This window comes from Cellulomonas sp. URHD0024 (genome assembly GCF_000426185.1).
Classification (GTDB): domain Bacteria; phylum Actinomycetota; class Actinomycetes; order Actinomycetales; family Cellulomonadaceae; genus Cellulomonas.
The window spans coordinates 1,051,444-1,077,077 of the sequence record NZ_AUEW01000001.1; the positions used below are offsets into that span (position 1 = coordinate 1,051,444).

General features: G+C 72.5%; 12 protein-coding genes. 1 reads left to right on the forward strand and 11 read right to left on the reverse strand.

Annotated features, from left to right (window positions below; all coding sequences use genetic code 11):
- Nucleotides 1-3: 3 nt before the first annotated feature.
- The 5 genes from I847_RS0104880 to I847_RS0104900 form a co-directional block, all read right to left on the reverse strand.
- Nucleotides 4-1,512, reverse strand: a complete 1,509-nt coding sequence (locus I847_RS0104880; protein ID WP_028048801.1) for an alpha-N-arabinofuranosidase — start codon at nt 1,510-1,512, stop codon at nt 4-6.
- 77 nt (nt 1,513-1,589) lie between these two features.
- Nucleotides 1,590-3,896, reverse strand: coding sequence for a glycoside hydrolase family 3 N-terminal domain-containing protein (locus tag I847_RS0104885; protein WP_028048802.1), 2,307 nt, complete (start codon nt 3,894-3,896; stop codon nt 1,590-1,592).
- 12 nt (nt 3,897-3,908) lie between these two features.
- A complete protein-coding gene (locus I847_RS0104890; RefSeq protein WP_028048803.1) occupies nt 3,909-4,796 on the reverse strand; it encodes a carbohydrate ABC transporter permease in 888 nt (295 codons plus the stop codon).
- Nucleotides 4,793-5,812 (reverse strand): carbohydrate ABC transporter permease, encoded by a 1,020-nt coding sequence (locus I847_RS0104895; RefSeq protein ID WP_155855989.1) that lies wholly within the window; start codon nt 5,810-5,812, stop codon nt 4,793-4,795. Before I847_RS0104895 ends, I847_RS0104890 begins: the two co-directional genes overlap by 4 nt.
- Before the next feature lie 10 nt (nt 5,813-5,822).
- A complete protein-coding gene (locus I847_RS0104900; RefSeq protein ID WP_231384074.1) occupies nt 5,823-7,136 on the reverse strand; it encodes an ABC transporter substrate-binding protein in 1,314 nt (437 codons plus the stop codon).
- A gap of 158 nt (nt 7,137-7,294) precedes the next feature.
- Here I847_RS0104900 and I847_RS0104905 point away from each other — a divergent pair, with 158 nt between their 5' ends.
- Nucleotides 7,295-8,269, forward strand: coding sequence for a LacI family DNA-binding transcriptional regulator (locus I847_RS0104905; protein ID WP_196804485.1), 975 nt, complete (start codon nt 7,295-7,297; stop codon nt 8,267-8,269).
- 37 nt (nt 8,270-8,306) lie between these two features.
- Here I847_RS0104905 and I847_RS21965 read toward each other — a convergent pair whose 3' ends face one another.
- The 6 genes from I847_RS21965 to I847_RS0104935 are packed head-to-tail and all read right to left on the reverse strand — an operon-like array spanning nt 8,307 to nt 25,331.
- A complete protein-coding gene (locus tag I847_RS21965) occupies nt 8,307-9,617 on the reverse strand; it encodes an endo-1,4-beta-xylanase (RefSeq protein ID WP_051274442.1) in 1,311 nt (436 codons plus the stop codon).
- Complete coding sequence (locus I847_RS0104915; RefSeq protein WP_231384075.1) at nt 9,614-11,260, reverse strand: hypothetical protein; 1,647 nt, start codon at nt 11,258-11,260, stop codon at nt 9,614-9,616. Before I847_RS0104915 ends, I847_RS21965 begins: the two co-directional genes overlap by 4 nt.
- 19 nt (nt 11,261-11,279) lie before the next feature.
- Entirely contained in the window at nt 11,280-16,934 is a 5,655-nt protein-coding gene (locus I847_RS26570) for a hypothetical protein (protein ID WP_028048808.1), read from the reverse strand.
- Nucleotides 16,931-19,573: a hypothetical protein gene (locus tag I847_RS0104925; RefSeq protein ID WP_028048809.1), complete on the reverse strand. Its 2,643-nt coding sequence runs from the start codon at nt 19,571-19,573 to the stop codon at nt 16,931-16,933. Before I847_RS0104925 ends, I847_RS26570 begins: the two co-directional genes overlap by 4 nt.
- On the reverse strand, nt 19,570-22,998 hold the full coding sequence (locus tag I847_RS0104930; RefSeq protein WP_028048810.1) for a DUF6603 domain-containing protein: 3,429 nt from the start codon (nt 22,996-22,998) through the stop codon (nt 19,570-19,572). Before I847_RS0104930 ends, I847_RS0104925 begins: the two co-directional genes overlap by 4 nt.
- A complete protein-coding gene (locus tag I847_RS0104935) occupies nt 22,995-25,331 on the reverse strand; it encodes a hypothetical protein (protein ID WP_028048811.1) in 2,337 nt (778 codons plus the stop codon). Before I847_RS0104935 ends, I847_RS0104930 begins: the two co-directional genes overlap by 4 nt.
- Between the last annotated feature and the right edge of the window lie 303 nt (nt 25,332-25,634).

Consider the following 25,634-nt stretch of genomic DNA (forward strand, 5'->3'; position numbering starts at 1 on the left):
GGGTCAGCGCTCGAGCGTGAGCACGGTCCAGCTGACGGGCGGCAGCTCGAGCGTCACGATCCCGCCGTCGACGCGCACCGTCGAGTTCACGGTCGGTCCGACGCGGGTCGGGTTCTCGAGGTCGTTGACGGCACGGACGTCCGAGTCGTGGACACCCTGGCACTCGCCGACGGTCAGCTCACCGAAACCCGCGATGTCGATGGTCACGGTCGTCTGGGCGTCCTGTGCCCGGTTGACGAGGAAGACCGAGGTGCGCCCCGTGTCCTCGTCGTAGGTGGCGGTCGCGTCGACCAGCGGGGCGCTGCCGTGCCGCGCCGTCGGGTAGGTGTCGACCTCGACGGTGGTGGCGAGCGTGACGCCTCGGGCGAGGCGCGACGTCAGCGCGAACGGGAAGAACGTCGTCTGACGCCACGACGGACCACCCGGCTCGGTCATGATCGGTGCGATCACGTTGACGAGCTGGGCCACGCTCGCTGCAGTGACCCGGTCGGCGTGCTTCAGCAGGGAGATCAGCAGGCTGCCGAACACGACCGCGTCGGCCACCGTGTACCGGTCCTCGAGCAGCCGGGGGGCGACCTGCCACCGTTCGGTCTGGTCCTTCGTGGCCTGGTGCTCCTCCAGGTACCAGATGTTCCACTCGTCGAACGAGATCTGGATGGTCTTGTCGCGCTTCAGCTCGGCCTTGACGGCGTCCGCCGTGGCGACGACCGAGTCGATGAAGAAGTCCATGTCCACCGCGGACGCCAGGAACGAGCCCAGGTCGTCGCCGTGCAGCTGGTAGTAGGCGTGGCAGGAGATGTGCGAGACGTCGTCGTACGTGTGCCGCAGGACCGTGCGCTCCCAGGACCCGAACGTCGGCGTCCCGGAGCCGGACGAGCCGCAGACGACGAGCTCCAGGCCGGGGTCGAGCTGGAGCATCCCCTTGGCGGTGCGGCCCGCCAAGGCGCCGTAGTCCTCTGCGCTGCGGTAGCCGAGCTGCCAGTCGCAGTCCATCTCGTTGCCCAGGCACCACATGCGGATGCCGTGCGGCTCGGGTGTCCCGTTCGCGACCCGACGGTCCGAGAGGGTGGTGCCGGACGTGATGTTGGCGTACTCCAGGACGTCGAGGGCCTCCTCGAGGCCGCGGGTACCGAGGTTGACCGCGTACATGAGCTCGACGCCCGCCCTCCGGCACCAGCGCGCGAACTCGTCGAGCCCCACCTCGTTGGTCTCGACCGAGTGCCAGGCGAGGTCGAGCCGCCGCGGCCGCGCGCTGCGAGGGCCCACTCCGTCCTCCCAGCGGTAGCCCGAGACGAAGTTTCCGCCGGGGTAGCGCACGGTCGTCACGCCCAGCTCCTGGACGAGCGCGAGCACGTCGGCGCGGAACCCGTCGGCGTCGGCGAGCGGGTGCGTCGGCTCGTACAGGCCCTGGTGGACGCAGCGTCCGAGATGCTCGACGAACGATCCGAAGAGCCGGCGGTTGACCGGGCCGACCGGGAACCGGGGGTCGATCACCACGTGGGCGTTGCTCATGGGCTTCCTTTGCAGCTCGGGCACCAGCAGCACGGTGGTCGGCGCCGCCCCCGCAGAGGACGGACGCCGACCGGCGGCTAGCCGATCTCGGACACGGTCCACCGGGCCGACGCCGGGGACACCAGGTGCACGTCCCCCACGAGGGTCGTGCGGGCGACGGTGTCGCGGTTCTCGCTCGTGCCGACCCACAGGTCGACGTCGCCCGGTTCGACGATCCGGCGCATCGTCCGGTCGGCGAACGCGAGCCGCGTCGTCGGGACCGTGAACGTCACCGTCGCGGTCTCCCCCGGCTCGAGACGGACACGTCGGTATCCCAGCAGCTGCGCGACGGGGCGGGTGACCGATCCGACGAGGTCGCGCCCGTACAGCTGCACGACGTCGTCACCCGGCACGGCACCCGTGTTCGTCACCCGGACCTCGGCCACGATCGACCCGTCGGTCGCCACCTCGGTCGGGACCGAGAGGTCCTCGTGCGCGAACGTCGTGTACGACAGGCCGTGCCCGAACGGCGCGGCGGGGGTCGACGGCAGGTTGGTGACCTCACCACCCTCGCCCAGCGGCGGGTGCAGGTAGGAGTACGGCTGCGCGCCCGCGGAGCGCGGGAGGCTCACCGGGAGCTTGCCCGACGGGTTGACGCGTCCGGACAGCACACCAGCGATCGCCCCGGCCCCCTCCTCCCCGGGGAAGAAGGCCTGGACCACGGCCGCGCACCGTTGGATCGCCCAGTCGATCGCGTACGGCCGGCCGGTGACGAGCACCAGGACCACGGGCGTCCCGGTGGCCAGGACCGCCTCGACGAGCTGGCGCTGGACACCGGGCAGCTCCAGGTCGTCCCGGTCGCAGCCCTCGCCGGAGGTCCCGCGACCGAACAGGCCGGCGTGGTCGCCGACGACCAGGACGGCCAGCTCGGCCTCCGTGGCGGCGTCGACCGCGGCGTCGAACCCGGTGCGGTCGTCGTCGTCCACGGCACAGCCGGCCACGGACCGGACCGCAGCACCGGGAAGGTCGCCGCGGATCGCCTCGAGGACGGTCAGCGCGTCGAGCTCGGCCTCGAACCCGGGATGCTGAGCGAGAACGTGGTTCACGAACGAGTAGCAGCCGTACAGCGCCTCGGTCCGGTCCGCGTTCGGGCCGATGACCGCGAGCCGCGAGACACCGCGCAGGGGCAGCGTGCCGTCGTTCGAGACGAGCACCACCGACTCCTCGGCGAGCCGCCGTGCGAGCTCTCGGTGCTCGGCGGGGTCGAGGTCGATGTCCGTCGGCGGGGCGTCGTCGAACGTGGCGTCGAGCAGTCCGAGCTGGTCCTTCTGCCGCAGCACGCGCAGCACGGCTCGGTCGACCAGGCCCTCGTCGACCTCGCCCGACCGGATCCGGTCCGCCAGGGGCCGTCCGTAGGCGTCACCGGTCGGCAGCTCGATGTCGACGCCCGCTTCGAGTGCCTGCCCGGCGGCGTCGCCGAGGTCACGGGCGACGTGGTGCAGGAGGTGCAGGAACGCGATGCCGAAGTAGTCGGCCACGACCGTGCCGTCGAACCCCCACTGGTCCCGCAGGATCCCCGTGAGGATCGTCGGGTCGGAGGCGATGGGCACGCCGTCGATCTCCGTGTACGCGTGCATGACCGAGCGCGCGTTGCCGTCGAGGAGTGCCATCTCGAACGGGACGAGCAGCACGTCGGCAACCTCCCGGGGACCTGCGTGCACCGGGGCGAAGTTGCGGCCCGACTGGGAGCCGGAATAGCCGACGAAGTGCTTGAGCGTCGCGTGCACGCCGCGTGACTGCATGCCCCGGACGTAGGACGTGCCGAGCGTGCCGACCAGGTAGGGATCCTCGCCGATGCACTCCTCGACGCGTCCCCATCGCGGGTCCCGCACGACGTCGAGCACGGGTGCGAGACCCTGGTGCACGCCGAGGAGCCGCATCGAGTCGCCGATGGCGGCGCCCATCTCCTCGACCAGCTCAGGGTCGAACGCGGCGCCCCACGCCAACGGCGTCGGGTAGGTCGTGGCACCCCACGCCGACAGGCCGGTCAGCACCTCCTCGTGCACGATCGCCGGGATGCCGAGCCGCGTGCCGGTGACGAGTCCGCGCTGGAAGTCCCACAGCCACGCCGCACGCTCGGCAGCCTCCACCGGACGCGTGCCGTAGGGGCGGGTCAGATGGCCGAGCCCGTGGCGCGCGAACTCCTCGAGCACGGCCGGCGCGGCGAACTCACCCTGCAGCGGCGCCACGGACTCGCCGTCGGCCTTCTCCCAGAAGCCCACCACCTGGCCGAGCTTCTCCTCGAGCGTCATCCGCCCGAGCAGGTCGAGCAGGCGCACCTCGTCGACCTCTCGCGGCGTACCGGAGGAAGGCTCTGTGGGCGCGAACGTACCGATCTCCGTCATGTGGGGTTCCCCTCAGCCCTTGACCGCGCCCTGAAGTCCGCCGACGATCCGCCGCTCGAAGAGCGAGAAGAACACGAGGGCCGGAATCATGGACAGCGACGTGAACGCCAGCACCTTGGCGGTGTCCTGGGAGTACTGCGACGAGAACTGCTGGACGCCGAGGGGCAACGTGAAGGCTCCTTGGTCGTTGAGGATGAACAGCGGCAGCAGGTAGGCGTTCCAGCTGGCGACGAACGCGAGGATCCCCGTGGTGATGACGCCGGGCAAGGACAGCGGGAGAACCATCCGGAAGAAGAAGCCGAGCTTGCTCGCGCCGTCGATCGCCGCGGCCTCCTCGATCTCGTCGGGGATGGCCCGCAGGAACGGGACGAGGATGATGATCGTCGTCGGCAGGCCGAACCCGATCTGCGGCAGGATGACGCCGCCGAGGTGGTTGGTGAGCCCGATGTCGCGAACCAGGATGTACAGCGGCGTGATCGCGACCGTGATCGGGAACATCAGCCCTGCGGCGAACAGCGCGTAGAGGGCTCCCCGGCCGCGGAAGCTGTAGCGCGCCAGGACGTAGCTCGCCATGAGCCCGAGCGCGACGACTGCCGTGGCGGTGAAGAGAGCGACGACCGTCGAGTTGGCCGCCTCGCGCCAGAACGTCGAGTTGGTCAGGACGTCGACGTAGTTGCTGAGCTTCCACGGTGACGGGAAGCCTGCGGGATCCGTCGTGATCTGCGAGTTCGTCCGGAAGCCGCCCAGGATGATGTAGAGGATGGGCGTCAGCATGATGGCGACGAGGAGCAGCGCGATGAAGTACGTCGCGGGGCCCGCGCCGCCACGGCTCCGCGAGTTCACGCCGGGCCGCCTGGCGGGCGGCTTCGATGCCGGCAGCTGGAGGGTCGAGGCAGTCATCGGGTGGCCTTGTCCGTGAGGGCGCCCGCCGTGTCGCGGCGCAGCACGAAGCGCTGGTAGACGAGCGCGATGATCAGGGAGATGACGAACAGGACCACGGCGACGGCGCTGCCGTAGCCGAAGTTCCCGGCCGTGCGGCCGTACTGCACCATGTAGGTCGCCATCGTCGAGACGCCGGCGGTACCGGCGACGTACTGGCCCCAGATGATGTAGACGAGGTCGAAGAGCTGCAGCGACCCGATGATCGACAGGAACGCCCATATCCGCAGGGTCGGGCCGAGCAGCGGGAGCGTGATGCTCCGCTGGATCTGCCAGTAGCTGGCACCGTCGATCGCGGCGGCCTCGAAGAGCTCCTGCGGGATGTTCTGCAGCGCGGCCATGAACAGGATCACGGCGAACCCGATGTACTTCCACGAGATGATGACCATCAAGGTCCAGATCGCGATGTCCGGGTTCGACAGCCACTCGCTGGCGAGCGCACCGAGACCGAGCTTGTTGAGCAGGCCGTTCGCTGCGCCGTTGCTCTGGAGCATGAGGCTCCAGCCGGTCCCGACGATGACCTCGGAGACCACGTACGGCACGAAGATCAGCACGCGGATCAGCGAGCGCCCGCGCATCGGCCGGTTGAGCAGCAGCGCCAGCCCGATGGCGATCGGACCCTGGATCACGAGAGACGCGACCACGATGAACAGGTTGTGCGACAACGCGGCGTGGAACTCGGGGTCCGTGAGGATGATCTTGTAGTTGTTCAGCCCGACGAAGTCGGTCGGCTTGCCGTAGCCCTTCCACCGGAAGAAGCCGTAGTACGCGGCGAGGAAGACCGGCAGGATGACGAAGCCGACGAACACGATGACGGCTGGTCCGGAAAGAACCGCGATCTCGAAGCGCTGGCGCCAACCCACGCCACGTCGGCGTGGGCGGACGGCGGTCGGCGCCGGCGCACTGCCGGCCCCGACCGCCGAGCGGTCGATCTGCGAGTTCTTCACGGCCAACGGGTTGACCGGTGAATCGCTCATGGCGTCCTGGCTATCCCTTGGCCGACGAGGTGTTGACGGCCTTGATGATGTCCTCGACGGAACCCTTGCCGGCGAGGAGGTTCACCACCGCGCCGTTCAGCGCGTTGCCGACGTTCTGGCCGTACAGGGTGTCGAGCCACTGCGAGGCGTAGGGCGCGTCGTTGAACGCCGAGATGACGTCCTTCAGGTACGTCTCCGTGACGACCGCCTGAGCGTCCTTGTTGACCGGCGGGGCGTTGAACGCCTTGTAGTAGGCCTCCTGGACGTCCTTCGTCGTCAGATAGTTCAGGAAGTCCGTGCACGCCTTCTTGGGAGCGCCCTTCGAGCACGAGTAGCCGTCGACGCCACCCATGATCGCCTTGGGGTCACCCTTGCCGCCCGGCACCGAGACGAACGGGTAGAAGCCCAGGTCGGGAAGCGGCTTGGCGTCCGGCGTGAGCGAGCCGATCACACCCGGGTCCCAGGCGCCCATCAGCTCGGCACCCGCCTTGTGGTTGGCGATCAGGCCTGCTGAGGAGCCGGCACCCTGCTGCGCGGAGGTCGAGAGGAAGCCCTCGTTGAAGTTGCCGCCCTTGGCGAACGTCTCCAGGTCGTTGCCGGCCTTGGTCCAGCACTCGTCGTCGAACTGCAGCGACTTGGCGGTCTCGTTCAGCACGTCCTCGCTGCACTCGCGCAGCGCGAACCAGTAGTACCAGTGCGCGGCCGGCCACGCGTCCTTGCCACCGAGCGCGATCGGCGAGACGCCGCTCGCCTTGAGGGCCTTGTTCGCTGCGACGAGGTCGTCGAGCGTCTTCGGCGGCGTGGTGATGCCGGCGGCCTTGTACAGGTCCTGGCTGTAGAAGAAGCCACCGGGAAGGGTCGCGACGGGCATGGCGTAGGTCTTGTCGTCGATCGACTCGGCCTTGAACGCACCCTCGCCGACACCGGCCTTCGTCTCGTCCGAGATCGAGTCCGTGATGTCCATGAGCTGGTCCGCGTCGACCATGGCGGCCATCTTGCCGCCGCCGCGCTGCAGGAAGATGTCGGGCGCGTCGCCCGCGTTGAGCGCGGTCTGCAGCTTGCCGTCGAGGTCCTCGTTCTGGACCGTCTGGATCTTGATGGTGACGCCCGGGTTCGCGGTCTCGAAGCTCTTGACCGTGTCCTTGAAGAACTGCCCGCCGGGGCCGGTGGTGGCGTTCGTCCAGAGCGTCATCTCCACCGGGTGGGAGGCGTCCGGAGTGCTGTCGTCACTGCCGCCGTTGTCGGAGCTGGAACATCCGCCGACCGCGAGCGCGATGCCCGCACCCAGTGCGACCAGGGCCGCACCTCGCATCTTCCTTGCCATGAAGGGAACTCCTCTGTCGTCGTTGACGGGTGGGTCGAAGCCTGGCGATGGAGATTCTGCGACGGGCGGTACGTCCTAGTCAATCGTTATCGATAACGTTTTCAACACGATGGGGGTATGTCTATGATCGGCCCGTGGAGTTCCTGCCGCGCGTGAAGATGGCCGACGTCGCCCGCACCGCGGGGGTCTCCGTCGCGACCGTCTCCAAGGTGGTGAACGGGCGGTACGGGGTGGCCCAGAGCACCGTCGACCGCGTCCAGGAGGTCATCGAGCAGCTCGGATACTCCGCAAGTCTCGGCGCCCAGAGCCTGCGCAGCCACCGCACCAACGTGCTCGGCATCCTGGTCGCGGAGTTCGAGCCCTTCTCGACGGAGCTGCTCAAGGGAGCATCCGCCGCGGTCGCCTCGACGGGGTACGAGCTGCTGGCCTACTCCGGGGGCGGCCGTGGCGCCGACGTCGGCTGGGAGCGCCGCTACCTGTCCCGCCTCTCCGGCACCCTCATCGACGGCGCGGTCATCGTCACCCCGACGGTGGTGGAGACCAACCACGGGGTCCCCGTCGTCGCGGTCGACCCGCACACCGGGCCGTCAGAGCTGCCGACCGTCGACTCCGACAACTTCGCCGGCGCCGTGCTCGCCACCAACTACCTGCTGTCCCTCGGGCACCGCCGGATCGGGTTCCTCGGCGGCCGCGGCGACCTCGAGTCGGCCCGGCTGCGCGAGGCCGGGTTCCGGCAGGCGATGGCCGACGCAGGGGTCAGCGTGGACGACTCCTCCGTGCGCGTCGGCGGGTACAAGACCGAGACGGCGAGGGAACCGGCCCGCCAGCTCCTGACCCAGGACCCGCGTCCGACGGCGGTCTTCGCCTCCAACGACCTCTCGGCCATCGCGGTGCTGGAGGTCGCGCGCAGCCTGGACCTCCGGGTGCCGGACGACGTCTCCGTCATCGGCTTCGACAACGTGCCCGAGTCGGCTCTCACCTCTCCCCCGCTGACCACGATCAACCAGCCGATCCAGCGCCTCGGTGCCGAAGCGCTGAAGCTGCTCGTGGACCTCATCGACGGCGTCGAGCGGAGCGTGCACGTGCGGCTCCCGACCGAGCTGGTCGAGCGGGCGAGCTCACGCGCGCTCTGAGGTGGCCCCGGGCGGCGTCCGCGCCGGCCGTCGTCGCTCAGCCGACGAGCAGGGCCACCTCCTGGGTACGCCCGTCGGTCAGGTCGAGCTGCACCGGCACGGTCGTCCCGTCCACGTCGACCTCGTACTCCCCGGCGAACCCTTCGACGACCATCCGCCCGTGGCCGTCCGTGACGACCTCGCGGGGAGACAGCCACCACTCCTCCCGGACCAGCCGGCGCACGGCCTCGTAGCCGGGCTTCGGGGTGCCGTCGGCACGCAGGAGACCGGAGGGCGCGCCGAGCCATGACCCGTCGTCCGTGAGACCCCAGTAGGTCGCCGCCTGGACGGCGGGGTGGCCCAGCAAGGTCCGGTAGTGCCGTTCCAGCTCGTCAGCCTGCCGCTCCTCCCCCTCGGGCGTCGTCGGCCACGACGGCACCTGGTAGTCGTTGAGATCGACGATCTCCGGCGGCATGAGCTCCCCGGACACGAGCGTCGTCTCGGTCAGGTGCAGCGGCAGACCGAACCGGGAGAAGCGGTCCAGCACCTCGAGCGTGCGCTCCTCCCCCCAGTAGCCCTGGTGCATGTGGCTCTGCAGACCGAGCGCATCGATCCGGATGCCGGCATCCAGGCACTCCTCGACGAGTCGTTCGTAGGCCGCCGACATGTTGAAGTCGTTGAGCAGCAGGGTGAGCCCGGGGTCGGCCGCACGCGCCGTCTCGAACGCGAGCCGGACGGTCTGGACGCGGCCGAGCCGCCGGGCAAGCTCGGTGATCGCGTTCTCCTCCTTCTCGAAGACCGGCATGATGACGACCTCGTTGATCGCGTCCCACGTGCGGATGACGTCCCCGAAGTCGCCGACCTCCCGGGTGATCCGCGCGCGGACCACCTCCTCGACGTCCCCCTCGTCCAGGTCCAGCAGCCACGGTGGCGCCAGCGTGTGCCAGACCAGCGGGTGGCCCTTGACGGCGACGCCCCGGTCCACGAACCACTGCGCCGTGCGATGCAGCCGGCGGGTGTCGGGACGGCCCCGCTCCGGCTCGAACCCCGCCCAGTAGAACGGCAGGGTCACCGTGTTGAACACGTCGAACCACAGCTCGGCGATGGTGCGGGCCGTCGCCGGAGACGCACCGCCGAACGCGGCGCGCGGGGCATCGTCCGTCTCGTCGTTGGCCAGCGGCACGAAGTCGAAGCCGATGTTGCCGAACGCGAATGCGTGCCTGGTCTGGCGAACCGTGACCGGCTGACCCGCGAGCGGGGCGCCGTCCGGGCCGCGCAGCGTCAGGGTCGCGCGGACGACGCGGTGCTCGAGACGGCCGTCGACGTCGACGCGGGCGACGCCGCGCGGGCTGCCTTCGGCGGTCGTCACGACGAGCCCGGCCGCTCGTGCGTCAGCTCGTCGTGCCGAAGGCCGCTCGAGCTCTCGCCGCGGCCGGGGGTGACTTCCCACCCGGACCAGGTGGCGATGCTGCCGTCGGTCCCCCGTGAACGGCGCGGTCGGAGCCGAGCGCGGCGGCCGATGCGCGGGAGCTCGATGGCGTCGAGCTCGAACCCCGGGGACAGGAGGGTGCCGACGGGGATGTGCGCCGGCGCGAGGGACAGCCGGTCCCCCGGTCCTGGTGTGAGCCGGAGCCACGACTCGGGCACGGTGGTGGCGAGCCGGTAGTGCAGCTCCTCGCCGGTCTCCGGCTCGGACGCGGCGGCCCGAGCCGCCTGCGCGCGCTCCACCTCGCGTCGCTCGACCACGGTCCCGAGCGGTCCGGTCACTCGCAGCTCGATCGCCCACGCCACGTTCGCCATCTCGTCGCGAGCCAGCAGCACCTCCTCGCGCGCGGCGCCCTGCAGCATGTCGACGGCGGTCGGGGCCACGATCAAGCCGGGCGACGGCCCGTCGGCGGGTCCGCAGTGGAACATCCGCCAGGCACGTTGGCCGGGTGCCGGGTCGTGGTCGGCGGTGGACGGGACGAGGACGGTCTCGCCGAAGCAGGTGTCCACCTCCAGCGAGACCACGCGGGCGACGGAGCCGACGGCCATCTCGACCGGCACGACGAAGAAGTCGTTCCCGTAGACGAGAGCGAACTCGGCGAGCAGGAGGCGGCCCAGGTCGTCCGGCGCCGTATCCAGACGGCCCAGGTCGACGGCGGCGTCCTCGAACTCCCACCACCGCGGCCGAGGCATTCCGGGGAAGGACATGCGGGCCGGCAGTCCCGTGACGGTGACCGGGGCGGACGGCGGATCGGTCCCCGCCATCGCCGTGCTCGGGCCGGGGTCGAACGTGTACCAGTCGATCCGGCCTCCGCGGTGCTCGGGCGCGGACAGGGTCAGCGGCCCGGCGCTCGTGGCGGCCGCCAGCCGGAAGGGCGCGGCCAGCCGGTCGGCCCGCCAGCCGCCTGCCGACGAGGCGAATCGCTCGTCCCACCAGTGGGCGAACCCCGCTGCCGCGGTGCGGACCGCGGTCTCGTCACCCGGCGAGACGGCCGGGTCCGTCGGCATCGTCGGCGCGTCGGGGTTCCCGAACGCCGCCCGCAGGGCGGCGCCGTCGAGAGCACGACCCGCCAGCAGCCTCGCCCAGCGGAGGCCTCGATCGTCGCTGGCATCGCGCGCGTGCGCAGCAAGTGCAGGCAGTGCGAAGTGCTCCCGGTAGCCCGGGGCGTAGGCGGCTGCGAGCTCAGGCCCGAGCAGACGCAGGAACATCTGCCCACCGTGGGCGCGGTCGGCGTGCCCGGCCGCCGTCGGGACGGCGTCAACCAGGCTCTCCACGGGCCGACCGGGTGGGTAGGGCAGGCCGTCGGCCGTGGCTGCGGGCGCGCCCGCCGTCCAGCGGGTGATCGCCGAGTGGTCGACCGTGAGCCGGACCTCGGTGGGCGATCCGGTGTCGGAGCCGGTGAGCTCGCCGGCCTGCCACTGCCGGGCGAGCATCCACAGCGGATCGGCGACGCGGGCGGCCAACGCCGGCAACGTGGCGCTCCTGGTACGTGGCTCCAGCCGGCGCCACGTGGTTACGGACGGCATCGACCGACCCCCTCCCTGCTCACTTGTCGATCCGGGTCGAGACGGTGTCCCCGCCGGGGTCACCGCCGGAGCTGTGCGCCAGCAGGAGGGCGGGAAGCAGGTGCCCGTACGTCGGCACCAGGTCCGGGTCGACGGCCCGCACCCGGGCCAGCTCAGCGGTCTCGCAGACGATGTCCACCAGGGCGTCGGTGCTCCACGGAAGCAACGGATCCGGGGGCACGGCGAGCAGGACGGCCTGCGGCGCGCACGCGTCCGGTGCGTCCAGGTGGAAGGTGACTGCCGTGTTCTCGGTGGCGGAGGGTGTCGACTCCACCCACGCGTCGACGAGCAGGGCCGCGGCCGTGGGCCGCGTCCGCCAGCCGGTCGGCGCGGCGGCGACGAGGGACACGCACCCGGCCGGGATCCGCGTCGGTGGAGGGCCGGGATCGACCGGGAGGGCAACCCAACGCGGGCTGGCACCGGCCGGGAGCTGGACGACGTCCCACCCACCGGGCGCCCCGCCGGTCACCTCGCTGCCGAGCCGCAGCTCCTGCAGCCGGGCGATGCCGTCGCGCACCGTTGCGACACCCTCGAACCACTCCTCGACGGCAGCCGGGCCGGCACCGCCCGGGACCGCGTCCCCGGACGCGAGGCCGTGCTCGAACCGGGGCAGCGCACGGAACCGGTCGCCGAACAGCGCCTCGAGCGCTGCCGTCGGCTCCGCCGTCGCCGCCGTGGCGAGCCGGGCTCGGGCCTGCGCCAGCGCGGCTCTGGCCTGAACCGCGACGGCCGCGCGGTCGGCTTCCGAGTCAGCCGTTCGCGGCCGGGCAGCGGCGTCCGTGACGCCGAAACCGGCGAGCCCGTCGAGAGTCCCGGCCAGGCCGGGGAACGACGCGAGGTCCGGCAGCCCCACGGCACCCGCTGCCACGCCGACGTCGCAGTAGAGAGGCAGGTCGAGCAGCGTCGTCAGTGTCGCCGTGTCCAGGCTCGGGAACAGCTGCGTGAGCGCCGACCGCTGGACGTCGGTCTCGATCGAGAACCACGCCGCCAGCTCCGCTGCGGCCGTGGTCAGGCCGTCGCGCGCAGCGGTCAGACGCGCCTCCAGCTCCGCCACGACCACGCCGGGCTCAGCCGAGGACCCGGCACGCAGGTCTGAGGCGTTCGCTGCCCGCCCGGCCATGAGCAGCGAGCTGGCGCTGTCGGCCAACGTGAGCAGCTCGGTCAGGTCGAGCACGTCGGACGACCAGCTGGCGTCCCGGGCGGGCTCGAGGGTGAGCACGGAGTCGCCCGGCGTCCGCCCCGACGCCGACTCGGCGTACCGCAGCAGCCGCCGGCCGAGGTTCGTCTCGTCGAAGCTCGCGACGCCAGGGCCCGCGGCTGAGAGGACGTCGGCGGGGCACAGCCCGACCTCGGCCAGCGTGTGCTCGTACGCAGGCACCACCTCTTGCCCGGTCAGCGGATCGGTACGCCGCACGCGGAACCGCACCCGGCTCGGGTCACCGAGCACCATCGCCGACCACGCGTTCACACCAGGATCCGCGGCCGCCCGGGCGTGCGCGGCACGCTGCTCGGCAGTCGCCGTCCAGCGGGCCAGGGCCGAGCTCGCCTCGGGATCGCTCGGCTCCGGGGCGACCAGCAGGACCCGATGCGTGACGCCGGTGCCCTGCCGCGGCGTCCGCAGGACGTCCGGGTCGGACGAGGCCGGAACCTCACCCCGGCTCAGCGCGTCCAGCGTGCCTGCCGCCCGGATCGGGTTGCGCTGCAGCGCCTGGTGCACGCTCTCGGCGGTGCCGATGTCGGCGACGGCGTCCGCGACGTCGCGGAGCGTGGCCAGGGCGGCCTCGATCGACGCCTGGTCCGCGCTGCCGGCCGGCGGAAGCGGCCGCGAGTGTCCCGGCGGCGCGCTGCCCCACGGCAGCCCGGCCTCCGCGCGCTTCAGCAGGGCGAGCCCGTCGGTCGTCACCATGGCCGCGACCGTGGCGACGTCGCTCGTCGACGGGACGGGCGTCAGCAGGCCGGCGTCGAGCGGGGCGAGCTGGCGTAGGGCTGGCAGGTGTTGCGCCACGCCGCCCGCGTCGGTGAGCGCGCGCTCGAACCGGTAGCCGAGAGCCCCGCCGAGCGACTGCCCCTCCGCGACGGCGCCGAGCACCTCCAGGGCCGCGCGCACCCGCACCGAGGAGAGGTCGACCGCGAGCTGCTCGCCGGGGTGCGTGAGATGGCCCGACCGCAGCACGGCCGCGGTTGCCGCGTGCGCTACGGACGGTGCGTGCACGTAGCCGGTCGAGGGCCCGCCGGTGGCGGGCTCCAAATCCGTGACGAAGCCGTAGCCACCGGTCTGGATCCCGTCCGGCCGAGCGGAGCGGAGCCGCTCGAGCCGGTCCGTCGCGAGGGCGGTGATCCAGGCGTCCAACCGGTGCGTCGCCAGGTCGAGCACCGAGGCCGCGCCGCGCTCGAGCTCGCCCGCGGGAAGGCCTTGCAGCCGGTCGAGAGCCGCCAGAACCTCGGCGAGCGGCTCGGTCCCGGCCGGCGGGTGGGGATCCCGCGCGGCGTGCACGAGGAAGTCCGCGACCCGCCCGCCCTGGAACTGTGCGCTGGCGAGGTGCCGCCAGGAGGTCAGCGTCGTCGGGGTGACCGGGTCGAAGGCCGTCAGGTCCGCGGTGTCCACCAGCTCGGGCTCGGGCAGCGGGGGCGGGTCTCCCAGGACGGGGACCAGGGCGAACGCGGCGTCGGCGTACGCCTGGAGCAGGCTGTGCCGGACCAGCCGGGCCAGCAGCGGTGTGCCGGCCTCGATCCACCCGTCGTGCAGCTCGGCCGGGGTGGCCTGGGCCATCTCCCGCAGGTAGGCGAGCGGCTCACCGGGTGCGCTGATGACGTCCTGAACAGGCAGAGTCTGGTCGGTGTAGCCGCCGGAGCCCAGCCGCACGGGACGGGACGGGAAGACGCCGAGGTCGGCCAGCAGCGCCTCGACTCCCGGAGCCGCAGAGCCCGCCGCTGCGCCGGGCATGCCGAGGACGAGCCACGTGTTGGCCAGGACCTGCCCGCCGACGAACGGCCGCTGCTCGAACACCTCCGAGACGGCATCGGTGGAGAGCAGGTCGAGCAGCGTGCGATCTGGGTCGCGGTCGCCGGCGTGCACGTGGGCGACCTGGTCCGCGGCGCCCGACCAGCGGTCTCGCATCCGGCGCAGCATGTTGAGCCGCCGCCCCGCGGTCTGCAGGCCGGCGACCGGGTCCGCGTACGGCGTCCACGGCAGCCAGGCGAGCGCACCGCCGAGCAGGCTGGTGCCCGGCCCGGTGGGCGACACGCCGAGGTTCGCGAACCATCCCTGCGGCCAGGTGAACCGACCGCCGGTCGGGGTGAACCCGGTGACGTAGGAACTCGAAACCGTGCCGTCCGGAAGCGTCGACCACGTCGCGAGCCGGGCCTCAGGCACCCCGTCCCCGTCGGCGTCGGTGAACGCGACGGAGGCCCCCGCGGCCCCGATCCCGGCCTCGGCGGTGGGCCCGACCTCGGTGGGACCGGACCAGGTCGCCCGGCCGTCGGCATCGAGGCCCACGCCGACGTGCCAGCGCGTCGGTGACGTGCCCGGCGCCGCGGTGGGGTCCTGCGTCACCACGACCAGGTCGGTGCCCACCGCACCGGGCAGCAGTGCGGCCCCGGTGACGCGCAGTCCCACGAACTCGTTGCTGACGTCCGAGAGCACTGACCAGGACGCCGCCGCGGTGCCGTCGAAGCGACGGCCGACGAGGACGTACGTCCTGTTCGGACGGCCCGGCGTGGGTGACTCGTACTGCAGCACTGCGACGAGGTCGAGGTTCTCGGGCGCAGCCACCGGCCCCAGCGCGAGGGCGATCCCGGTCGGGCGGCCGGCAGGGAACGACCCGTGCTCCGGGGGGCGACGCGGGCGGAAGCCGGGCGGCCGGTCGGGCGGGAAGCCGGGCGGTAGGTCGGGCGGGAAGCCGGGCGGGAAGCCGAGCGGGAAGCGGGGCGGGAACCGTGCACCGCCCGCCGGCGGGCCGAGCCGGAACGTGCCCGTGACGACCGGGCCATCGGGATCCAGGGCCGCCGTGACGCCCTGCACCCCACCGGTCGCCGGGTCACCTGCCACCGCGTGCGCGAGCACGACCCGGTGCCGCCCGTCACCCGCCACGTCACCGGTAGCAAGCGTGAGCGCGTCGGCGTCGGCCGGGGTCGGAAGCTCGAGCTCGAGCTCGGGATGGAAGGTCCAGGTACCGGAGGGGTCGAGTCCACCGAACACGAGCAGCCGCGTTCGTCGCCCACCCGGCGTGTCCAGGAGCTCCGCGGCGACCAGCCCCGCCGCGCGGTCTGGTCGCCAGCGCTCGAGCGACGTGCTGGGTAGCACGCCGTACGGCTGCCGACCGGCACGGAGCACCGGCAGCGGACCGCCGCCGCGCACGGTGTCGAGGATCCAGCGCCGCCACCGCGGCCCGTCCGTGTCCCACTCGTCCGTGCGCAGGAGCTGCGTCAGGTAGTAGCCCCACGTGGCCGGCCACAGCACGGTCGCCAGGTCCGCCTCGGTGGACACCGCGCGGCTCTGCGCGCCGGGCAACCCGGCGAGGTGGGCCATGGGGACGCCGAGGGCCTCGGCCAACCGGTCGACGTCCAGACCGGTGCGGGCGTGGGACGGCTCAGCGGCGAACGGATCGGCCCAGCTCCCGCCACCGGTCGGGTCGGGGGCGCCGTGCGCGGCCCGCTCCGCGTCCGTCGAGTTCGTCGGTGCGCCCGGCACGACGATCTCGAGGCCGTCGCCGAGGCCGAACCGGTGCGCGTCGAGCAGGCCGGACAGCTCGTCCGCGCCGTCCGTCGCCGACTGCGTGGCTCGGACGCCGGTGACGACGAGCACGTCGACGCGGTCCTGGTCCGGCAGGTCCAGGACCAGGGCCATCCCGGCATCCAGCGCGTCACCGAAGTCGGTCATCCACCGGATCCCGGCGTCCACGAGGTCCGTCCCCGCGTCTGCCGGGTCGGGGCCGACGGCGAGCGGCCTGCGGATGACGCCGCCGGTCGCCGAGGCGATCAGGGTGCCGCCCCGGAAAGCGCGGGCCTGCCAGCAGTCGGGCAGCAGCCGAGCCTGCGCCGCGCGGGTCCAGCGGCTTGCCCGTTCGTCCGGCACAGGGAACTGCGGTTCGGCGACCACGGGCCCGCCGCCGGCCGGGAGGTTGACCGGCCGCAGCTCACGGGCGATCCACGTCGCCCGTTCCGGTCCGGTCGCGGTCACCAGGTGCAACCACGCGCGCCGCCGGTCCGCGGCACCGTCCTCACCCGGAGCCACCCAGCAGCGTGACCAGTACTCGCGGCCTGCGGCCGCCTCGGCGGCGGTCAGACCGGGCTCGTGCGCGTCCGTGTGGATGTCGTCGGGGTAGACGCGGATGCGCAGCCGGACTCCGGGGCCTGTCAGGTCGTAGCGGGTCTCGAGCCGGACCGGGAGGAGGGCGATCGGCACCTCGCGGTCCAGCGCGGCCGGGAGCGCCTCGAGCGTGGCGTCGAGCGTGTCGCGGGCGGCGCGCTCGGCCAGCCTGGCCTGCTGCAACCGGCGGCGAGCGACGCCCAGCGCTCGACGGTCCACCGGAACTGCCGCCTCGACCTTCTCGAGAGCCACCTCCGCCCGGCGCAGCAGACGGCTGGCCGTGCGCAGCCCCGCCCAGAGCGTCGTCAGGTCGGCGTAGGTCGTCATGCCTGCGGCTCCTGCAAGAGATCGGACGCGTGGATGCAGACACGGAACGGCCGCTGCTCGCACCACTGCGCGAGGTCGGCTGACGTCGCCTGCGGGCCCCAGCCCGGCAGCACCAGGTCGGACAGCGGGCCCGTGAGGTCGACGTGGCCCGATGGGCCGACGGTCACGGCCGGCCAGGAGAGGTCGGACGGTCCCTGTCCGGGCACCGTCTCCGCCCTGGTGGCGTCGAGGCCGAAACGAAGCTGCACGCGTGGCTGCTGGAACACGAAGAACCAGCCGGGCCGCCCGGCCGCCGGGTCGGAGTCGCCCAGGACGTCGTCCGGCAGGTCGAAGCCGAGAAACGTCACGTCCGGGTCGATCGTGCCGCTGAAGGCCGGGTACCGCTCGGGGTGCGCCGGGTCGGTCAGCGGCATCCCCGCGGGGACGGCGACCGGGCGGCGTCGCCCGTTCACCCACTGCGCCCTCGCCGCGTAGACCAGCGTGCCCGGGTAACGACGCAGCACCTCCCCACGAACGATCAGCACCACCTGCTCGAGGGAGCCGAGCAGGTGCGTTCCGAGCTCGCCCGACCACGCGTCGTCGACGGCCGGGATGTCGTCGGTCGCGCCGGCGGTGGAGCCGCTGCGTTCCCAGAACCGGCGCAGGCTGGTGCCGCGCTGGTCGGTCGGGTACCCGCGCCAGATGAGCTCGCGCAGCATCTCGTGGTTGGCGCCCACCATGAGCGCCTCGACGAACCGGCTGTTCGCCGGGACGGCACCGACCGCCTCCGCAGGCAGTGCGGAGATGCCGGGTAGGAGCAGGTCCGGGGAGAGCGCGATCAGGTCGCGGCTCAGTGGTGCGTCGAGGCGGGGCGTGGCCATGATCGGCGTGAGCGGGTCCACCGGAGCCCAGCCGGGCGGACCGGTCACCCGGCCGCCGATCCGGGCCGGCACAGTCGTCGCCGGGTCCGCGGCGGCGAGGACCGCGACTCGAGTCCGCTCCAGCTCGAGCGGCCCGCCCCGAGGCGGCGGCGCGACGCACGGCGGTTTGACCCGGTGCTCCTCGGCCAGCGCGGTCGCCGTCGCGCGCCACTGCTGCGCCGAGCGCCGCGATGGCGGCGCGCCCGCCAGCTCCAGCAGCCGCTCCGGCGTGAGCCGGCACCACTGCGGTGCGTCCTTCGGCGCCTGGGCGTCGATCGACACCATGCCGTCGGGCCTCGGTCGCTCCGGCACCACCGGTACTCCGCCGTCGACAGCGGCCAGCAGGTCGGCGGCTGTCCGCCCGGTGCGACGGGCCAGCGGGCCGCGCGGACGGACCGCGCGGCGAAAGGCGGCCGACACCATCTCGGATGGCACCCGGCTGCCGACCACCCGGGCCGCCTGAGTGGTGCCGGTGACCGGGTCGAGCACGCGGTTCAGCAGCGGCCCGGCCAGCAGCACCAACGCCGCCGCGTCCAGACCCGTGAGCCGCCCGTGCAACGCCGTGCCCGCCGAGCGCGCCAGCTGCGCCTGCCGCAGCAAGGCGTTCGCCGCCTCCACCTCACCGACCTGAGCCCAGGCGGCGCCCATCAGCTCCTCCTGGTGCTCCTGCACCAGCCGGGCGCCGAGGGCCGCCGCAGCGCGGTACCGCGGGTCGAGGTTGAGCCGGCGCAGCCACGGGCGCGTCGACGCGGCGATCGACCCTTCCGCGGCAGGACGTCCGCCGTACAGCGGCGGCGGCATCGCGAGGTCCGCGCTGCTCGCCGTGCCGTCGACGAGCGCCTCCAGCGCCGCCACGAAGGCAGCGCCCGGCGCGGGGTCCGGGCACTCACCGAGCGCCCCTGGGAACCGCCAGCCCGGCAGCTCGGGCAGGCCGGCCTGCGCGTGCACGGACGCCGGGCGCCCTGCGGCGGTGACGTCGCCCAGGCTCACCCGCTGCAGCCGTGAGACCAGCGCCTCGAAGTCGCCGTCGGCGCCCGTGGTGAAGGTCCAGGAGTAGTACACGGGCAGGTCGCGCGGGCCGGCCGTAGCGACGTCCCACGCGGGCGCGACCGTCGTCGTCTCGGGCACCGGCAGCCCGAGCCCGCCGAGCCGGCCGGGCTCGAAGGCGGGCACGATCGCGGCCCGGTAGCTCGTGCGGGCGCGGAGCAGCCGGGCGCACATCAGCCGGGCGAGGCCGGGCGGACGCCGGGCGTCCGCTGGGGGAAGCGCGTCGACCTGCGCGTGCGCCCAGGCGTGCGACTGCGCCAGATCCGGCAGCTGGGTCGACACGTCGTCGACGTGCAGCACCGGGAGCCGCCCCTCCCCTCCCTCGTCGTACGGGCAGGTGTCAGTCGGCACCACGACGAGCACCAGCCAGGGCCGCAGCCGGTCCTGCGCGGGCGCAGCCGGGGTGAACATCCAGGGCAGGTCGCTGATCCGCAGCTCGGCTGTGCAGAAGTAGTTCGGCTCCACCTCGACGGACCCCGGCGCCGGCTGGGTCCGGGCGACCAGGCCGGCCTCCAGCGCCGTGACGTCGCCCGGTCCGAGCACGCGGACCTCGACGGATGCCTCCTGCCCGTCGGCGACCGCGGTCGCAGTGAACGCCGCGCGGGCTGGGAGCGGACCGCTGAGAGGGTCGGGGTTCGTCACCGTCGCGACCAGGCCGGTCCGGATCCAGGGCAGGTACGTGAACCGGCTCATCCCCGCACCTCGTGCGCGCCGACGACCTGGAGGTCTCCGTGGGCACGACCCTCACGTGTCTCCTCGGCCTCGAGCCACGACGCCTTCGGCGTCCCGGCAGCCGCCAGGCCGCTCGTGTCGACGAGTTGGTAGCGAGGCGGCGCCGCGCGTACTCCGAAGGCGGCCCCGCCATATCCGGTCGTCGCCCGCGCGGTGTGCAGCTCGATCAGCAGCGGTTGCACGTCGCCGGGCACCTCGTAGCCCGCGGCCGGGCGGGGAAGGTCGTCGGCGTCGAGCACGCGTGTCTCGTAGTCGTCCTCGGCGCCGGGCCGGCCGGCGCCGTGGGACAGCCCGGGGGCGGCGATCCCGGTCGCGCCGCTCGGCAGCTGTTCGAAAGACGGCCGGGACAGCTTCTGGTCGTCGGCCAAGGCGAACAGGTCACCCGGCGCCCAGGCGTCCCGGAGCACCGTCCCGCCGATGGCACTCGTGCCGCCGATCCGGTACGTGAGCGCATAGCTGCGCGGACCACCGGGCAGGGACGCGCCACCGAAGCGTTCGATCCGCACCCCGAGCGGCACCACCCGCTGCCGCACCGACAGCTCACCGGCGGGGTGCGCGACGAGCGCGTCGGTCGTCTGGTCGCGCAGCGACACCCCCGGTGCCTCGAGCGGCGGCTGCGCGCTCCATGCCTCGATCCTGGCCAGCTCCTGCAGGAGCGCGCCGATCGGGTCCACGGCCACGAGGACCGCCTGCACCGCGTCGGGGCCCACGGTGACGTCGAACGGCAGCCGGTGGGTGCCCAGGAAGTGCACCTCGGCGTAGCCGACCGCGCGCATCGGCTGCGGGCCGTACAGCGTCAGCAGCACCTCGGCGCCGATGAACGGGGAGCCGTTCCTCTTGATGGTGATGCCGCCGCTGATGTCGACGACGAACTCGAACGGCACGATGGTGATCAGCGCGTCGAAACCCAACCAGGCATCGCCCGTGAACAGCCCGAAGACGCCCGCGTCGAGCTCCGCGTGGGCGCTCAGCCGGGCGCCGACCTGGATGGTGTTCGAGGTCAGCGCCAGGTAGGTCTCCAGCCGCACGCTCGGGTTCTCGCCCGAGGCCAGGGCGATGCTCAACCGTCGCACGTCCGGCAGTCCAGGGGGTCGCTCGAACCTCGGGTTCAGGCCGCCGACCGACACGACGAACACGGGCGTGGCACCCCACCCGACCCGGAGCGCCATGTCGCCGGCGATGTCGAACACGGCCAGCCGGGAGTCGTGCAGCGAGGCGTCGATCGACAGCTCGCCGCGACCGAGGTCGAGTATGCCCACCACGTCGAGGTGCAGCTCCACCACGGCGGTGTCGTCGGCCGGCAGGACCACTGCGACCCGGCCGAGCAGGGCGATCCGTACCGGCAGCGGCACCTCGATGACGATCCCGAGGTCGACGGTGACCAGACGCGGGCTGCCCCAGCCGATCCGCGCCATCAGGCCGATCACGAACCGGCCCGGGGCGATCGGGAACACGGCCTCGACGTCGCTGATCACCTTGGTCGCCCGCGCCACCGGGTCGACCGGGAAGAGGATCGAGTCGAGCACCCCGGTGCGGGCGCCGTCGCGCAGCGCCTGGACGTTCATCGTCCGGTTCAGCCCGAGCAGCCCCCCGAGCCCGGAGAGGTTGAAGCCGAAACCCAGCTGGATCGGCGGGAACGTCGCGGTGATGATCACGAGCAGGCTGAAGCCACGCGACCCGTCCGGCAGCTTGGTGCTGACGAGGCCGATCGCCGTCACCGTGACGACGTCGCCGATCTTGAGCTGCAGGATGCCCGCGTACCGGCCTTGCTCGGGGTCGTTGAGCACGTAGCCGCCGCCGGTGACGATCGACGCGTTGATCACCAGGCCCGCGCCCTTCGGCGGCACGAACGCCGGGCTCACGTCGAAGGGCCCGACATTCCCGCCACCGGGCACGACCTCCGCCTGGGCGCGCAGGCCCATCCGCTCGATCGTCGCCGCGATCGGCCCCAGCTTGAGCCGCGCCGTGAGCGCCACCGCAAGTCCGAAGCCCTGCTCGGAGGCCTTGAGCTCGAGGTAGACGATGTCGATCGTGAGGACTCCGAGCAGGCTCTTGTGCACCGGGATCTCGACCTCGAGGCCGGCAGACCCGCGGAAGTACAGACCGCGGGCGGTCGCCCAGCCGATCGTCAGGTCGAAGTCGAGGTGGAGGCCGTCGGGCGGAAGCACCTTGCCGAGGAAGCCGTCTCCCTCTCCGGGCGCCAGCCGGAAGCTGGCTGCCTGCACCCCAGCCGAGACGTCGAGATCGAGGCGGCTGTCGTCGGAGCGGCCGAACCGTGCGTCGACGTCGGCGCGAAGGCCCTTGATGGTCAGCCCGATGGTGTCCGACCCGAGGACGATCGACGGGGTCGCGTCGTCCGACGAACCACGGGCGAACCCGAGGACGACGTGGACCCCCTCGGGCGTCAGCACCTCGAGCACCGGCGTGCCGCCGGAGGGCAGGAAGACCGAGCCGAACCCGGCGGTGAGCGCCACGTCGAGCGTCCCGCCGGGAACGTCGACGTGCAGCGTCAGCCCGCCGCCCGGGCGCAGTGAGATGCCAGGTCCGGCGTCCCCGGCGACGCTCGTCTCACCGACGGGGACGAACTCGGTGACGAGCGTGACCCACGACCGCACCGGGTCCTCGGTCTCGCCCACCGGGAGCGGCAGGACCAGCGTGCCCTGCCGCCGCGCTGCCTCGCCCGAGGCCGCTGCAGCCGGGTCGGCCCCGACGGTGCCGCTGCCCCCGGCCGCGGAGACCAGCTCCAGCAGCGGGGTGAGCAGGGACAGCGTCATCGCCTCGGCGGCCTCCGGCGTCGTCAGCGTCTGGACCCCCAGCCTGGACTGCAGGTGGGCGACCGGGTCGGTGAGCAGCGCGGCGAACGCCTCGGGCGCCAGCTGCGGCCGGGCCAGCGCCGCGCGCGCCAGCAGTGGTCGGGGCCCGGCAGTGGCAAGCGGCGTCGCCACACGCTCGTCGATGATGCCGAGCAGCGACAGCACGGCGTGCACGGTCGGCGACGTGGACGCGATCCAGGTGATGACCAGGTCCTGGAGCACGTCAGCGGCCAAGGCCCCGACCACCTCGGCGGCAGCCTGCGGATCGCCGACCGCAGCGGCGAGGGACTGCGCGAAGTCGGAGATCGCCGTGGCGGCGCCGCTCAACGAGCCGAGGCTCTCGATCAGCTTGGGCAGCGAGTCGAACGAGAGGTCGGTGGCCAGGTCCTCCAGTGCCCCCACGAGCGCGCTCACGGCGGTCGCGACGTCGTCCAGGTCGATCGCCTGGACGGTCCACCCGGTCCCGGCGAGGTAGCGCAGGAGCGTGCGCTCGTCCGCGGTCGCGTCCGTCAGCGGCTTGACGATGTCGAGCAGCGTGTCGACCAGCGCCTCGAGCGCGTTGCTCTCGCTCACCGGAAGACCTGCGGCTTCTCTGTCGCCCCGGGGACGGTGAGCGGCGCGACGTGCTCGGTCCACGCGGTGGGCGCGTTCTCTGGCTCGATCCCCGGAGGCAGCCAGTGCAGTCGGTGGATCACGTCGAGCCGGCCCTGGATCATCTGCAGCCGGATCTGGCCGATGTTGGCCTCGCCTACGACCGAGGTCCCGAGCGTTTCGACGAGGTGCTGCACGGCCGGCGGCAGCGCTCCGGCGGTCACGCCTGCGTCCACGAGGCGCCGAGCCGGGGTACGGCCGTCCACGAGCATGTTGACCTGGTAGCACCAGTCGTCCGGCCGGCCCAGGGCCACGAGACCACCCACCAGGTTCGCGGCCTGGTCGCTGATCCACGGCCCGGCGGGAATGACGGGCGGCGTGCTGAGCCGGTCGGTGACGATGAGGTCGAAGTACAGGCCGCGCAGCGCCTTGTCCGTCGGGCTCGCCTCGGCTCCCATGCGCATGGCCGTCCGCAGTGCGGCGCCGTCGTCGTCGGAGATCGGTGTGCTGAACCCGAACCATCCGCGCTTGCCGACGTTCAGGTACCCGATGGCCTGGACGGCGCGCGTGGCAGTGTCGGAGTTCTTCGCCGAGCTCGAGCAGAGCTGCACGATCCGCGCCGGCGGCTGCTGGTTCGCGCCGAAGTAGGCGGTGTGGTTGGTGAAGCCGTAGTGCACGTCGCCCGAGAGCAGGACCACCCGGCGAAAGGCGGCGAGCCGGCGCAGCAGCGCCTCGTAGCCGGGCCGGTTCGACGCCCACGTCTCGAAATCCGCCGCGCGGTCGCCCTCCGAGCTCGCGAGCATCGGCTGGGCTCCCTCCTCGACGATCGGGTGCCCCATCACCGGCGCGGGTGCGATGACGAGGACGAGGACGGTCGGGTCTGCGGGCCGCCTGCTGGTGAGCTGCCGGTCCAGCTCGGTCGCCGTCAGCAGCCCGGGACGGTTGCGGCCGCTCACCGCGTAGTCCCGGTGGGTCCGCGAGTCCAGAGCGATCACCCGGTGCTCCGGTCCGTCCAGGTGCCAGTCCCAGTTCACGCGGGCGCCTGGTGCAGACGGCCCGGGGCCGATGTCGAGCAGGGTGTCGGCGGCGGCGGGCGTCACCGCCAGCGGCGTGCGGAGCGAACCCGGAGCGATCGTGACCAGGTCGAGCAGGTCCTTGCCGAGGCCTGTGGCAAACAGGTCGGGCCGGTTGCCCCAGGCCTGGAAGACGGTCTGAGCGACGAGTGCGTTGCGCACCACGCGGTGGGTTCCGGGGTCGTTCCGGGCGGAGCTCACCCATGCCGAGTCGAGGTTCCAGTCGTCGCTGACCTCGTGGTCGTCGAACATCATCATCGTGGGGACGTTGGCCAGTGCTCGTCGCACTCGCCGGACAGTCTTCGCGTACGACAGGACCTCGGTCCGATCCGCCCGCGCCTGCGCACGAGACTTCCCCGACTCCGGGTACACCTGCAGCTCGTCGAGGGCGTCGAGGACCGGCCTTCCAGCCGCGTCCCGCGCCCAGAGCTCGTCCGACCATGCCATCACGTACATCGCGCAGAACTCCGCGAGGTACATCAGGTGGTTCTCCATGTGGTCGCTCGAGAGCTGCGTGTGCTCGTGCAGGAAAGCGAGCCGGCTGGGACCTGGCTTCACCTCGGCGGCCGTCATCACCGTGCCCGGCGGGAACCGCTCCTTGGTGGTCTCGCCCAGCAGCAGGCCACCGACCTCCATGAGCACCGGCAGCAGGCTGACCGCCACGTCGTCGGCGTAGATCTGGTCGCCGGTCAGCAGCAGCTGCTGCGGCCTGCGCCGGGCGTCCTCAGCCGTGCCCGTGATGAACGAGTTGCCGTGGGCAGCGTTGATCAGACGGTCGACGAGGGCGGTCGCGTCCGGCCCACCTCCGTGCGGCTTGCGACACGAGGTGTGCACGACGTTGAGGTACTGCAGGCCGTTCGGGAGCGAGAACGAGGGCAGCGCACCGGCTGTGTAGCCCAGCGGCACGGGCCCGGACAGCAACCCCGGCTGGCTCGCGAGCGTGACCGTTGGCCCGGCCGGCAGCGTCGGCGTCATCCGGATGTCGTAGGTGTACACGACGTCTGGCGTGAGCGCGGCGGGCGGCGTGACGCTCGCGACCGTCACGTTCAGCAGGGCGCCGACCATCCGGGTCGGCGTGGCCGGCCCCGTGGCGACGACCGCTCCGTCGGAAGACAGCACGACTTCCACGGTGCAGGGCGACGAGGTGACCAGGAAGACGTTGACCGATGTCGGCGTGACTCGGCGCAGGATCGGGCCGCAGATCAGCAGCGGCCAGTCGGCGAGGGGCCTCGAGAGGCTCATGTCTGAGGGCTGTGCTCGCGCATTCTGACCTGCCCCCCTGCCCCTTTGCGCGGTCGCTGCTGCCAGGATGGCATGCGGCGGCGAGCGTGGGTAGGGCCACGCCCCTCGGGGAGGGCGGATCAGGTGTCTGCGTACGTGTTCGGGGCCGGCGGCCTCGTGATCTTCGACCAAGCAACCGGTGCGCCGGTGCACACCCCCGAGCAGTTCTACGAGGCTGTGGAAGCAGTCCCGGGCGCGGATCGGCCTCGGGTAGATCTTCCCAAGAAGCCGGCGCCCGACTATCTCGGCCTACCGGTTCCCATC

Excerpts from the sequence above, each read along its gene's own strand:
- I847_RS0104880 (WP_028048801.1), bottom strand. The coding sequence starts at position 1,512 with ATGAGCAACGCCCACGTGGTGATCGACCCCCGGTTCCCGGTCGGCCCG.
- I847_RS0104885 (WP_028048802.1), bottom strand. The coding sequence starts at position 3,896 with ATGACGGAGATCGGTACGTTCGCGCCCACAGAGCCTTCCTCCGGTACG.
- I847_RS0104890 (WP_028048803.1), bottom strand. The coding sequence starts at position 4,796 with ATGACTGCCTCGACCCTCCAGCTGCCGGCATCGAAGCCGCCCGCCAGG.
- I847_RS0104895 (WP_155855989.1), bottom strand. The coding sequence starts at position 5,812 with ATGAGCGATTCACCGGTCAACCCGTTGGCCGTGAAGAACTCGCAGATC.
- I847_RS0104900 (WP_231384074.1), bottom strand. The coding sequence starts at position 7,136 with ATGGCAAGGAAGATGCGAGGTGCGGCCCTGGTCGCACTGGGTGCGGGC.
- I847_RS0104905 (WP_196804485.1), top strand. The coding sequence starts at position 7,295 with ATGGCCGACGTCGCCCGCACCGCGGGGGTCTCCGTCGCGACCGTCTCC.
- I847_RS0104915 (WP_231384075.1), bottom strand. The coding sequence starts at position 11,260 with ATGCCGTCCGTAACCACGTGGCGCCGGCTGGAGCCACGTACCAGGAGC.
- I847_RS26570 (WP_028048808.1), bottom strand. The coding sequence starts at position 16,934 with ATGACGACCTACGCCGACCTGACGACGCTCTGGGCGGGGCTGCGCACG.
- I847_RS0104925 (WP_028048809.1), bottom strand. The coding sequence starts at position 19,573 with ATGAGCCGGTTCACGTACCTGCCCTGGATCCGGACCGGCCTGGTCGCG.
- I847_RS0104935 (WP_028048811.1), bottom strand. The coding sequence starts at position 25,331 with ATGAGCCTCTCGAGGCCCCTCGCCGACTGGCCGCTGCTGATCTGCGGC.